The 12181-nt window shown below is 71.6% G+C and carries 8 protein-coding genes and 2 pseudogenes; 6 read left to right on the top strand and 4 right to left on the bottom strand.

All coding sequences use genetic code 11. The features are described 5' to 3' along the window. Positions 1-98: 98 nt before the first annotated feature. Positions 99-1844 (bottom strand): PucR family transcriptional regulator ligand-binding domain-containing protein, encoded by a 1746-nt coding sequence (locus tag BG482_RS18025; protein ID WP_069770077.1) that lies wholly within the window; start codon positions 1842-1844, stop codon positions 99-101. 386 nt (positions 1845-2230) lie between these two features. Between BG482_RS18025 and BG482_RS18030 the strand changes: the two genes are divergently transcribed. The 6 genes and pseudogenes from BG482_RS18030 to BG482_RS45250 all read left to right on the top strand — a co-directional run. Then, positions 2231-3121: a xanthine dehydrogenase family protein subunit M gene (locus BG482_RS18030; protein ID WP_069770078.1), complete on the top strand. Its 891-nt coding sequence runs from the start codon at positions 2231-2233 to the stop codon at positions 3119-3121. Beyond that, a complete protein-coding gene (locus BG482_RS18035; RefSeq protein ID WP_069770079.1) occupies positions 3121-3726 on the top strand; it encodes a (2Fe-2S)-binding protein in 606 nt (201 codons plus the stop codon). Before BG482_RS18030 ends, BG482_RS18035 begins: the two co-directional genes overlap by 1 nt. 2 nt (positions 3727-3728) lie before the next feature. Next, positions 3729-6161 (top strand): xanthine dehydrogenase family protein molybdopterin-binding subunit, encoded by a 2433-nt coding sequence (locus BG482_RS18040; protein ID WP_069770080.1) that lies wholly within the window; start codon positions 3729-3731, stop codon positions 6159-6161. 154 nt (positions 6162-6315) lie between these two features. Further along, positions 6316-7773: an NCS2 family permease gene (locus tag BG482_RS18045; protein WP_069770081.1), complete on the top strand. Its 1458-nt coding sequence runs from the start codon at positions 6316-6318 to the stop codon at positions 7771-7773. Positions 7774-7830: 57 nt separating this feature from the next. After that, positions 7831-8004, top strand: a pseudogene (locus BG482_RS46200) (XdhC family protein); the annotation flags it as partial. A 765-nt stretch (positions 8005-8769) separates the two neighbouring features. Continuing rightward, positions 8770-9480, top strand: a pseudogene (locus tag BG482_RS45250) (XdhC family protein); the annotation flags it as partial. On the opposite strand, the gene BG482_RS18055 reads toward BG482_RS45250, so the two are convergent. The 3 genes from BG482_RS18055 to BG482_RS18065 form a co-directional block, all read right to left on the bottom strand. Further along, positions 9432-10724 (bottom strand): lanthionine synthetase LanC family protein, encoded by a 1293-nt coding sequence (locus BG482_RS18055; RefSeq protein ID WP_069770083.1) that lies wholly within the window; start codon positions 10722-10724, stop codon positions 9432-9434. The pseudogene BG482_RS45250 and the gene BG482_RS18055 overlap by 49 nt on opposite strands. Positions 10725-10759: 35 nt before the next feature. Then, positions 10760-11200, bottom strand: a complete 441-nt coding sequence (locus tag BG482_RS18060) for an SRPBCC family protein (RefSeq protein WP_069770084.1) — start codon at positions 11198-11200, stop codon at positions 10760-10762. Between the two features lie 133 nt (positions 11201-11333). Further along, a complete protein-coding gene (locus BG482_RS18065; RefSeq protein WP_079141886.1) occupies positions 11334-12122 on the bottom strand; it encodes a polysaccharide deacetylase family protein in 789 nt (262 codons plus the stop codon). Between the last annotated feature and the right edge of the window lie 59 nt (positions 12123-12181).

The raw sequence follows: 12181 nt of genomic DNA on the forward strand, positions 1-12181 counted from the left end.
GGGGGCGGGTGAAGGATTTCACAAAGTCGTGGGACTCCGTGACGTCCCAGGCGCACGCGAGCGGTCGGCAACGAGGGGCAACCGGTGTCCGGTTGACGTCAGCTCATGCGCAGGGCCAGGAAGAAGTCCAACTTGTCCTCCAGCCGCGACAGATCACGACTCGTCAACTGCTCGATCCGCCCGACCCGGTAACGCAGCGTGTTGACGTGCAGGTGGAGACGGGAGGCACACCGGGTCCAGGAACCGTCGCAGTCGAGGAACGCCTCCAGCGTCGGGATCAGTTCGGCGCGGTGGCGTCGGTCGTAGTCGCGCAGCGGGTCCAGGAGGCGGGCGGTGAACGCCCGGCGCACGTCGTCGGGGACGAACGGAAGCAGCAGGACGTGCGAGGCCAGCTCCTGGTGTCCCGCCGCGCAGACCCGGCCGGGGCGGGCCGCGGCCACCCGGCGCGCGTGTCGTGCCTCCTCCAGCGCCCCCCGCAGTCCTTCCGCGGAGTGCACGGCCGCGCTGACGCCCAGGGTGAGCCGGCCGTCGCCGTCGAGACCGGCCGACAGCGGCTCCCGTACGGCGGCCAGCAGCGCGTCGGCGAGGACGCCGGTCTCGGCGCCGTCGTGCTCGCCGGACATCGCGGGCAGCGGGACGAGGGCGATGGCCTCGTCACCCGTATGGGCGACGGCGATGCGATCGGACGGCTCGGGGCCGGTGGACAGGGGGTCGACCAGGATCTCTTCCAGCAGTGACTGGGCGACCGGGCCGGCCTCCGGGCCGCCGTCCTCCCACTCCACGCGGGCCACCACGACCTGCCAGTGCGGTGCTGCCCCCAGGCCCGGCAGCAGCACCGGAGCGGCGACCCGCAGGCGGGCCGCGATCTCCGCCGGAGCCGCGCCCGTCTGAACCAGCTCCAGCACCTCCTGCGCGAGCCGGCGGCGCACCGTGCGTGCCGCGTCCCGGCGGTCCCGTTCGACCGCGATGAGCTGGGTGACGCCCTGAAGCAGGTCGAGGCGCTCGTCCGCCCAGTCGCCGGCATCGGCCTCGACGGCCAGCAGCCAGTCCGACAGGACGCCCTCGCGCACGTCCCGCGCCCCCGGCCCGCTCGGCGCCCCCGCCGGACTCTGCGCGGTGCGCGGCGCCTGGAGGGACGAGGGGATCGGCGGGGTCTGCGGTGAGCGGCCGCTGCTGCGGATCGGGAACAGCGAGAACGTCGTCTGGCCCACGAGCACCCGGTGCGGACCGCGCCGGCCGGTGCGGACGGCGGCCAGCTGCTCCGCCGCGAGCTTGGCGCAGACGTCGGCCGGCAGGCCCGGCCCCGCGTTCTTCGGGCCCGCGATGAGCCGGCCGGTGGGGGACAGGAGCCAGGCGCGCAGGTCCAGGTCGGAGCCGAGCAGGTCCAGGACGACGTCCGGGCCGCCGCCGGCCGGGCCCGAGGTCATCATCCGGCGGTGCCGGTCGACCACGGCCGCGAGGTCTCCGGCGCGCTCGCCGGAGACCTGGCGGACGACGTGCTCGGTGATGGTCGCGAAGGCCACCGACTCGTGCACCGCGAACAGCGGGAGACGGTGCCGGGCACAGGCCGCGACCAGGTCCTCCGGGACGTCGCCCAGCTCCGCCTCGCCGGCTGCGAGCGCGGCCACGCCGGCCTGCACCAGGATCCGCACGAACGGCTCGGAGTCCGCCGCGTCCCGGCGCCAGGCCAGGCCCGTCAGCACCAGCTCGCCCCCGGAGAGGTAGCGGCTGGGGTCCCGCAGGTCGGTGGTCATGACCCCGCGCACCGTGCGGTCCAGCTCGTCCTCGCCGCCGAGGAGCCCGAGGCCCAGCGCATCGGTGTCCAAAAGTGCGCGCAGCCGCATCTCGTCGCCGCCGTTCTCTGTCTCGAAATCTACGATGAATCTTGAAGGATGTGACGGAAAAGGGGCCGCCGCCGCTCCCACCCCGAAGCCCGGGCGGCCACGGCGGAACGTCGGAAACCGCATTCTTTGCCTGCCAGGCTGTTTCCCGCGTTTCTGCAGGAAAACGAGGAGGTTACCGAGAACCTCTGTTCATACGAATCTACAAGATGCCCGGACGGACCAGCCAACTCCTTCATGGTTTCGGTGACTGACCCGGTCGGAGCAAGCCGCTGTGTACTGGCCTCACTCCACGTGAACAGCACATGAACGAGCCGGGCCCGCCGCACCCGATTCTGGCTCGATAGAGACGACTCACGAGACTCACGAGACCAAGAAGAGAGCCGGTCATGGACTTCCTTCGCCCCGCCAGCTGGGAGGAGGCGCTCGCCGCGAAGGCAGAGCACCCCACCGCTGTGCCGATTGCGGGCGGCACCGACGTGATGGTCGAGATCAACTTCGACCACCGCAGGCCCGAGTACCTGCTCGACCTCAACCGCATCGGTGACCTCTACGAGTGGGAGGTCGGCGAGGACAGCGTCCGGCTCGGGGCCTCCGTCCCGTACTCCCGGATCATGGAGAACCTGCGCGCCGAACTGCCGGGCCTCGCCCTCGCCTCGCACACCGTGGCCTCCCCGCAGATCCGCAACCGCGGCGGCGTCGGCGGCAACCTCGGCACCGCCTCCCCGGCGGGCGACGCCCACCCCGCCCTGCTCGCCGCCGGCGCCGAGGTCGAGGCGGAATCCGTGCGCGGTTCGCGGCGGATCCCGATCGACGCCTTCTACACCGGCGTGAAACGCAACGCACTCGCCCCCGACGAGTTGATCCGCGCCGTCCACGTCAAGAAGGCCGACGGCCCCCAGCAGTACTCCAAGGTCGGCACCCGCAACGCCATGGTCATCGCCGTCTGCGCCTTCGGCCTCGCCCTGCACCCCGAGACCCGGACCGTGCGCACCGGCATCGGCTCCGCCGCCCCCACCCCCGTCCGGGCCAGGACCGCCGAGGAGTTCCTGGACGCGGCACTCGAAGAAGACGGTTTCTGGGACAACGGAAAAATCATCACCCCCTCGGTCGCCAAGCAGTTCGCCGACCTGTGCGCCGCCGCCTGCAACCCCATCGACGACGTCCGGGGCACCGCGAGCTACCGCCGCCACGCGGTCGGCGTGATGGCCCGCCGGACGCTCACCTGGACCTGGGAGTCGTACCGCGGCGCCCGCCGCGCCTCGAAGGGAGCCGCGTGATGCGCGTCAACTTCACTGTCAACGGACGCCCGCAGGAAGCCGACGACGTGTGGGAGGGCGAGAGCCTGCTGTACGTGCTGCGCGAACGGCTCGGGCTCCCGGGATCGAAGAACGCCTGCGAGCAGGGCGAGTGCGGCTCGTGCACCGTCCGGCTGGACGGCGTCCCGGTGTGCTCGTGTCTGGTCGCCGCGGGCCAGGTGGAGGGCCGTGACGTCGTCACCGTCGAAGGACTCGCCGAGCACGCCCGGCAACGCGCCGAGCGCGACCGTTGCGAGACCGCTTCCTGCGGCGGTCAGGCCACCGACCCGGGGACCTCCCTCGACGAGGCTCGGGCGTGGCAGGCCAAGGGCTCCGACTCCCAGGCCGGCGAGGGCGGCGAACTCGCCCCGATCCAGCAGGCCTTCATCGACGCCGGCGCCGTCCAGTGCGGCTTCTGCACCCCGGGCCTCCTGGTCGCCGCCGACGAGATGCTCGAACACAACCCGAACCCGACCGACGCGGACATCCGCGAGGCGCTCTCGGGCAATCTGTGCCGCTGTACCGGTTACGAAAAAATCATGGACGCGGTCCGCCTGGCGGCCGCCCGACAGGGAGAGGCGGTCTGACGATGCCTTCCTCCCCCACTCCCGGCTTCGCCCGAGCGGGCGGCGCCAACACCAGCGCCCCTCTCGGCACCCCCGTCAAGGTCACCCAGGGCTCCCGGACCAGGGGCGGCGTCGGCGAGTCCACGCTGCGCCCGGACGGCACCCTCAAGGTCACCGGCGAGTTCGCGTACTCGTCCGACCTGTGGCACGAGGACATGCTCTGGGGCCAGATCCTGCGCTCCACGGTCGCGCACGCCGAGATCGTCTCCCTCGACACCTCCGAGGCGCTGGCCACCCCGGGCGTCTACGCCGTCATGACGTACGACGACCTGCCGACCGACGTGAAGAACTACGGTCTGGAGATCCAGGACACCCCCGTCCTGGCGCACGGCAAGGTGCGCCACCACGGAGAGCCGGTCGCGATCGTCGCCGCCGACCACCCCGAGACCGCCCGCCGCGCCGCCGCCAAGATCAAGGTGGAGTACCGCGAACTGCCCGTCATCACCGACGAGGCCTCCGCGACCGCCCCGGACGCCATCCTGATCCACGAGAAACGCGACGACCACCACATCGGCCACGTCCCGCATCCCAACATCGTCCACCGCCAGCCGATCGTGCGCGGCGACGCCGACGCGGCCGCCGGGCGGGCCGACGTCGTCGTCAGGGGCGAGTACACCTTCGGCATGCAGGACCAGGCCTTCCTCGGCCCCGAGTCCGGCCTCGCTGTGCCCGAGGAGGACGGCGGCGTCCACCTCTACATCGCCACCCAGTGGCTCCACTCCGACCTCCGCCAGATCGCCCCCGTTCTCGGCCTGCCCGAGAGCAAGGTGCGCATGACGCTGGCCGGCGTCGGCGGCGCGTTCGGCGGCCGCGAGGACCTGTCGATGCAGATCCACGCCTGTCTGCTGGCCCTGCGCACCGGAAAACCCGTCAAAATCGTTTACAACCGCTTCGAATCCTTCTTCGGCCATGTGCACCGCCACCCGGCCAAGCTGTACTACGAGCACGGCGCCACCCGCGACGGCAAGCTGACCCACGTCAAGTGCCGCATCGTCCTCGACGGCGGCGCCTACGCCTCCGCGTCGCCCGCCGTGGTCGGCAACGCCTCCTCGCTCGGCATCGGCCCCTACGTCGTCGACGACGTGGACATCGAGGCCATCGCCCTCTACACCAACAACCCGCCCTGCGGCGCGATGCGCGGCTTCGGCGCGGTCCAGGCGTGCTTCGCCTACGAGGCGCAGATGGACAAGGTGGCGAAGGAACTCGGCCTGGATCCGGTGGACTTCCGGCAGCGCAACGCGATGGAACAGGGAGCCCTCCTGCCGACCGGGCAGACGGTCGACTCCCCGGCGCCGGTCGCCGAACTCCTGCGCCGCGTCAAGGCGATGCCGCTGCCGCCGGAGCGCCAGTGGGAGAGCAGCGAGGGCGCGGACGTACGGCAGCTGCCCGGCGGTCTGTCCAACACCACGCACGGCGAGGGCGTCGTGCGGGGAGTCGGTTACGCGGTCGGCATCAAGAACGTCGGATTCTCCGAGGGGTTCGACGACTACTCGACCGCCAAGGTCCGCATGGAGGTCGTCGCCGGCGAGCCCGTAGCGACCGTCCACACGGCCATGGCGGAGGTCGGCCAGGGCGGAGTCACCGTCCACGCGCAGATCGCCCGCACCGAGTTGGGCGTCGCGCAGGTGACCATCCACCCGGCCAACACGGAGGTGGGCAGCGCCGGTTCGACCTCGGCCTCCCGGCAGACGTACGTCACCGGCGGCGCGGTCAAGAACTCCTGCGAGCTGGTGCGGGAGAAGGTCCTGGAGGTCGGCCGCCGCAGGTTCGGCGCCCAGCACCCGGCCTGGGCCACCGCCGAACTGCTCCTGGAAGGCGGCAAGGTCGTCACCGACGGCGGCGAGGTGCTCGCCGACCTCGTCGACGTGCTCGGCGACGAAGCCGTCGAGGTCGAGGCGCAGTGGCGGCACCGGCCGACCGAGCCCTTCGATCTGCGCACCGGTCAGGGCAACGGCCATGTCCAGTACTCCTTCGCCGCGCACCGCGCGGTCGTCGAGGTCGACACCGAACTGGGACTGGTGAAGGTCATCGAGCTGGCCTGCGCACAGGACGTCGGAAAGGCGCTGAATCCGCTTTCCGTGATCGGTCAGATCCAGGGCGGCACGACCCAGGGTCTGGGCGTGGCCGTCATGGAGGAGATCATCGTCGACCCGAAGACGGCGAAGGTCAGGAACCCCTCCTTCACGGACTACCTGATCCCCACGATCCTCGACACGCCGACCATCCCGGTCGACGTGCTCGAACTCGCCGACGACCACGCCCCCTACGGGCTCCGTGGCGTCGGCGAGGCCCCCACCCTGTCGTCCACTCCGGCCGTCCTGGCGGCGATCCGGAACGCGACCGGGCTGGAGCTCGACCGCACACCCGTACGTCCGGAGCACCTCACCGGAACGTGACCCCTCCCGGAGTCACGACCAGCAGTTCCCCGGGGGCCTCCGCCCCCGGGCCCCCTTGTTCGTCTCGGGCCGTCCCCCGGGTCGTCCATTCCCAAATCCCGCACCCGGCCGCAGACGCCACGCGGGTGTCCCTATGAACCTTGGGAGATGGCCCATGACCCAGCAGTCACTGGAGCCGAGGACCACAGCCGACGACGCGGGCGAAGGCTCCCGCGTCCCGGCCGGACGGTCCTGGCTCGACAGGTACTTCCACATATCCGGGCGGGGCTCCACGGTCGCCCGCGAAGTGCGCGGCGGCGTCACCACCTTCATGGCGATGGCGTACATCCTGCTGCTCAACCCTCTGATCCTGTCCGGCAAGGACGCGGCCGGAGACACCCTCGGCCAGAAGGCCCTGATCACCGCGACCGCTTTCGCAGCCGCTTTCACCACGTTGCTGATGGGCTTCTTCGGCAAGGTGCCTCTCGCGCTCGCCGCCGGCCTGTCCGTCTCCGGGGTGCTGTCCTCCCAGGTCGCTCCCCAGATGACCTGGCCGCAGGCGATGGGCATGTGCGTGATGTACGGCGTCGTCATCATGCTGCTGGTCGTCACCGGCCTGCGCGAGATGATCATGAACGCGATCCCGCTCGCCCTCAAGCACGGCATCACCATGGGCATCGGCCTGTTCATCGCGCTCATCGGTTTCTACAAGTCCGGCTTCGTGCACCAGGGCAAGGCGACCCCGGTCACCCTCGGCCCGGCGGGCGAACTCGCGGGCTGGCCCGTGCTGTTGTTCGCCGGCACCCTGCTGCTGATCTTCATGCTCCAGGCCCGGAACGTCCCCGGCGCCATCCTCATCGGCATCGTCGGCGGCACGGTCGTCGCGGCGGTCCTCAACGCGGCCGGCGTCGTCGGCCCCGGGCAGTGGGCGGGCGGCGCCCCCGAACTGCACGGCAGCGCCGTCTCGATGCCCGACTTCTCGCTCTTCGGGGACGTGCGGTTCGGCGGCTGGGGCGAGGTCGGCGCGATGACCGTCGGCATGATCGTCTTCACCCTCGTCCTCGCCGGGTTCTTCGACGCGATGGCCACCATCATCGGCGTCGGCACCGAGGCGGGGCTCGCCGACGACAAGGGCCGCATGCCGGGCCTGTCCAAGGCGCTGTTCATCGACGGCGCCGGCGGAGCCATCGGCGGCCTGGCGGGCGGCTCGGGCCAGACCGTGTTCATCGAATCGGCGACCGGAGTGGGCGAAGGAGCGCGCACCGGCCTCGCCTCGGTCGTCACCGGGACCTTCTTCGCGGCCTGCCTGTTCTTCACGCCGCTCACCGCGATCGTCCCGCAGGAGGTCGCCTCGGCCGCCCTGGTCGTCATCGGCGCGATGATGCTGATGAACGCCCGGCACGTCGACTGGGCCGATCGGGCAACCGCTGTCCCGGTGTTTCTGACGGTCGTCCTGATGCCGTTCACCTACACCATCACCACCGGTGTCGCCGCGGGCGTCATCTCCTACGTCGCCATCAAGGCGGCGCAGGGCAGGGCGCGGGAGATCGGCGCCTTCATGTGGGGCCTGACGGTGATCTTCCTCGTCTACTTCTGCCTCCACCCCATCGAGGGCTGGCTGGGCGTGCACTAGCCGCACCGCTCGACGGGCACCCGTCCTCCACCGGACCGCGATCAAGGAGACCGAGACATGCTGGACATCGCCGAGGAGCTCGACCGGTGGGTCGGACAGGGCCGTGACTTCGCCGTCGCCACGGTCGTGGCCGTCGGCGGCAGCGCGCCCCGCCGGCCGGGCGCCGCCCTCGCGGTGGACACCGACGGCACGGCGATCGGCTCGGTCTCGGGCGGCTGTGTGGAGGGCGCGGTCTACGAGCTGTGCCGACAGGCGCTGGAGGACGGCGAGCCCGTCCTGGAGCGTTTCGGCTACAGCGACGACGACGCCTTCGCCGTCGGCCTCACCTGCGGCGGGATCATCGACATCCTCGTCACACCGGTGCGGACCGGCGACCCGGTCCGCCCGGTGGTCGCGGCCGCCCTCAAGGCCGCCGCGACCGGCGCGGCGGCCGCCCTGGCGCGCGTGGTGAGCGGCCCGCCCGGCCTCGTGGGCCGCGCGCTGCTCGTCCGTTCGGACCGCGCTCCCGACAGCGGTTCCCTCGACAGCCGGTCTTTCGAAAACGGTTCCACGGAGGGCGGGCGTTTCGAAAGCGGTTCCGGAGGAGGTAGCGGGCGTTTCGAGAAAGGTTCGGGAGGGGGAAACAGTTTCGAGAGCGGTTTCCGCGACGGGCCTGCGCATAAGGGCGGTTCGGGAGGGGGAGACGGTTTCGAGAGCGGTTTCCGCGACGGGCCTGCGCACAGGGGCGCCTCCACGGATGGCCGCCGTTTCGAGAGCGGTTTCCCGGACCGGCACGCGCACGAGAGCGGTCCCGGAGAGGGCGGCGGTTTCGAGAGCGGTTTCCGTGAGGGTCTCGTTCCCGAGGGCCGTTCCGGAGAGGCAGGTCGTTTCGAGAGCGGTTTCCGCGACGGACGCGTTCATGAAAGCGGCGGCGCAGGGGACGGCCCGTTCGAGAACGGTTACCGTGACGGCCGCTCGCCCGACGCCCGTCCCCGCGGCCGCGGTTCTTGCGAGACCGGTTTCTACCAAGGCGGCTTCGGCGCCCACCCCGAGCTGGACCGTACGGTCGCGGCCGAGGCGCGGGCGTTTCTCGACGCCGGTCGCACCGGCACGCTGGAGATCGGCGAGCGGGGCTCACGCTGTGGCGCTCCGATCACCGTCCTGGTGGAGTCGTCCGTCCCCGCGCCGCGGATGATCGTGTTCGGGGCGATCGACTTCGCGGCGGCGCTGGTGCGGGTCGGCAAGTTCCTGAACTACCACGTGACGGTGTGCGACGCGCGCCCCGTCTTCGCCACCGCGGCCCGTTTCCCCGAGGCCGACGAGATCGTCGTCGAGTGGCCGCACGAGTACCTGGAGCACACGCGGGTGGACGCGCGGACCGTCCTGTGCGTCCTCACCCACGACGCGAAGTTCGACGTCCCGCTGCTGCAGCGGGCGTTGCGTCTGCCGGTCGCCTACGTCGGCGCGATGGGGTCGCGCCGCACCCACCTCGACCGCAACCGTCGCCTGCGTGAAGTGGGCGTCACCGAGCTGGAGTTGGCGCGACTGCGGTCACCCATCGGTCTCGATCTGGGTGCGCGTACGCCGGAGGAGACGGCGCTGTCGATCGCGGCGGAGATCGTCGCCGAGCGGCGTGGCGGCAGCGGAGTGTCGCTCACGGGCGCGCACACGCCGATCCATCACGACGTGGCGTCCTCGTCGGCTGGGCGGATCGGCTCGGTCGCCTGAGGCGCCGTCACGCGAACGGCGGGCTGATCGGGCCAGGCGAACGCGTAGCGGGGGTCGCCGCCCCTGCTCGACCGGACGTGGCGCAGCAGTTCGCGTGCGATGCCGGCGTTGCCCATGGCCCACCCGGTGTGCGGCTCGAGTTCGCTCGCGGCGGCCCGGTGTTCGACGTTGTGCCAGCGTGCGTCGTCGGCGTCCCGCGTCGCGCGGGAGGCGAGGTCCGAGACGAGGGTCCGGGCGAAGTCGGGGGAGTCGCCCTGCTCGGCGATCCGGTCGCAGGCCAGCGCCAGCACGCCCGCGGTTCCGCAGCAGCGGCCGTTGGTGTCCCAGAAGCCGGGTCGCATCCAGCGCGGCAGACCGGAGCGGGTCACGGTGTGCCAGCAGCGGTCGGCGAGGTCCGACCAGGACGGTTCGCCGAGGACGTGCCGCAGCATGCGGAAGACCTGGGCGTCGCCGGTCGGGCCGTGACACCAGCCGTAGCTGTGGCGCTCGACGACGTCGGGGCGGTGCTGCGGGTCTGAGTGCGGGACGAGGAAACCCTCCGGTCCGGCCTCGTCGCGGGAGACGACCTCCGCGACCGCGGCCCGTGCGAGGCCGACGAGATCCTCGCGGGCCGTCGCCGCTCCGACGACCGTGAGCGCGTACGCGATGCCGAGAGCGCCGTGCGCGAGGTGGTGCAGCCGTGGCTCGGCGCCGCTGCACCATTGCCAGGTCACGCCCGCCGCCGTCGGCTCGGCCGTGCGCGCGTACGGTTCCAGCGCGGCGAGCGCGGACTCGGCGTCGCCGCACAGCAGGGCGCCCAGGCCGATGCCCGCGTTGCCGCCCATCAGCTCGAAGAGGTCGCTCCAGCGCGTCCCGTCGAAACGGGAGCGCACCCGTGCCAGGGCGCGGTCCGCGGCGGCGTCGGCCGCGGGCGACCCGAGATCGCGGTGCACGGTGCGCAGCACGAGGGCGATGCCGGTGAGGCCGAAGTACAGGGAGTCGTCGGGGTGGTCGTCGACGGCGTCCGCGAGGCTGCGGGCGGCGCGCAGGGCGGTGTCGGCGTAGGCGTCGTCGCCGAAGTGCCGCCAGGCCTCGAGGAGTACGGGTATCACCCCGGCCGTTCCGTCGTAGAGCGTGGGCTCGACCTCGTGGTCCGAGGGCCTGACGGGCCAGCCGAGACCACCGCCGCCGGTGTCCCGTGCAGTGCTCCGCATCCCGCGCAGGGCGTCCACCGCGAGGGCCTCGGTCTCGTCCACGGTCGTCATGTCCTCGGCCTCACACGGTGGTGGGGCCGACCCGGTCACGGGGTGCGCAGGAGGCGGTTGGCCGCCCGGCCGAACACCGAGCGCGCCGTCGCCCCGACGAGCGGGTCGAAGACGGACGGCAGGAAACGCACGTCGAGCTCCTCGTGCCAGCACACGTGGGTCCGTCCGCCCGGTCCCGGCCGCACCTCGATCTCCGCCCAGCCCAGGACGACCCGGCCGCGTTTCTCCAGTCGGCAGCGGCCGGGCTCGTCGCGGGCCGGCGGCTGCCACACGGTCACCTCCATCCTGTCGTCGAAGGACAGCGGGCCGAGGCCCGACCGGGCCACGAAGACCGTGCCCTCGTGGGTGGGAGGGGGAGTCAGCACGGAAACACGGGTAAGCGGTACCACGTCGCCGTGCCGGGACCATTCCGTGAGGCGACGCCAGGCGTCGTCCGGAGAAAGCGGTACCGCGCGCTCGAGCTGGAAGATGACCACCCGGTGATCGTAGGCACGCGGAGCGGGCGGACGCGGCGACACCCTCCGACCCACGGATGCGCAACTGCCGACGTGGCCTCGGCGGCAACCGGGCCCTCGGCGGCAGGCCAGGCGTCAGCGGTGGACCGGGCTTTCAGCGGTAGACCTCTCCCGGCACCGCTTCCCCGGGCGCCAGCAACTGGGGCACCGTCACGAAGACGAATCCGCGCTCTTTCAGCGCGTCGATGATCCCGGGCACGGCCGGCACGGTTCCGTCGTAGAGGTCGTGCAGCAGGATGATGCCGTCCCGGTCGGCCTGTGCGAGGACCCGGCGCCGGATGAGCGCGGAGTCGGTCGTCGCGTAGTCCTTGGCGGTCACGGTCCACAGGACCTCGGCGAGGCCCAGTTCGCGGGAGATCTCGTGCACGGTCTTGTCCGTGCGGCCCTGCGGCGGCCGCATCAGGGTGGGGCGCCGACCTGTGAGGCGCTCTATCTCGTCGTTGGGACGCCGGAGTTCCTCGCGTATCTCCTCCGGTGTGATCTGCGTGAGGATCTTGTGGTCCCAGGTGTGGCTGGCCACCTCGTGTCCCTCGGCCGCCATGCGTCTGACGAGCTCCGGGTACTTCTCGATGTGTCTCTTGCCCAGCAGGAAAAAGGTTGCTGGAACCTGTTTCTCCTTCAGGACGTCCAGCAGCCGGGCGGAGTTCTCGCTGGGGCCCGCGTCGAAGGTGAGGGCGATGCACTTCACCTCCCGGCAGTCGACCGCGCCGTAGCGGGTGGCCTGGGAGGTGGCGCCGGGACGGGTGCGGGCGCTGCTCGGAAGTGTGGTGTCGGCGCCGGCGCAGCCCGTGACCGCGGCCGCCAGGCAGGCGGCCGCCGCCGAGACGGCGAGGGCACGCAACCGGGTCCCTTTGTTCTTCGTCTTGCTGGTCGGAAAAGGCATGCCGAGACTATACAGAGAGGGTATACACCCCATGTATAGTCTCGGCGTCGTGCCACCGT

The sequence above is a fragment of the Streptomyces sp. LUP30 genome (assembly GCF_001746365.1).
In the GTDB taxonomy this organism is placed as follows: Bacteria; Actinomycetota; Actinomycetes; order Streptomycetales; family Streptomycetaceae; genus Streptomyces.

Bases quoted from the DNA above. Each gene is read 5' to 3' on its own strand.
- BG482_RS18025 (WP_069770077.1), bottom strand. From the start codon at position 1,844: ATGCGGCTGCGCGCACTTTTGGACACCGATGCGCTGGGCCTCGGGCTC.
- BG482_RS18030 (WP_069770078.1), top strand. From the start codon at position 2,231: ATGGACTTCCTTCGCCCCGCCAGCTGGGAGGAGGCGCTCGCCGCGAAG.
- BG482_RS18035 (WP_069770079.1), top strand. From the start codon at position 3,121: ATGCGCGTCAACTTCACTGTCAACGGACGCCCGCAGGAAGCCGACGAC.
- BG482_RS18040 (WP_069770080.1), top strand. From the start codon at position 3,729: ATGCCTTCCTCCCCCACTCCCGGCTTCGCCCGAGCGGGCGGCGCCAAC.
- BG482_RS18045 (WP_069770081.1), top strand. From the start codon at position 6,316: ATGACCCAGCAGTCACTGGAGCCGAGGACCACAGCCGACGACGCGGGC.
- BG482_RS18055 (WP_069770083.1), bottom strand. From the start codon at position 10,724: ATGACGACCGTGGACGAGACCGAGGCCCTCGCGGTGGACGCCCTGCGC.
- BG482_RS18065 (WP_079141886.1), bottom strand. From the start codon at position 12,122: ATGCCTTTTCCGACCAGCAAGACGAAGAACAAAGGGACCCGGTTGCGT.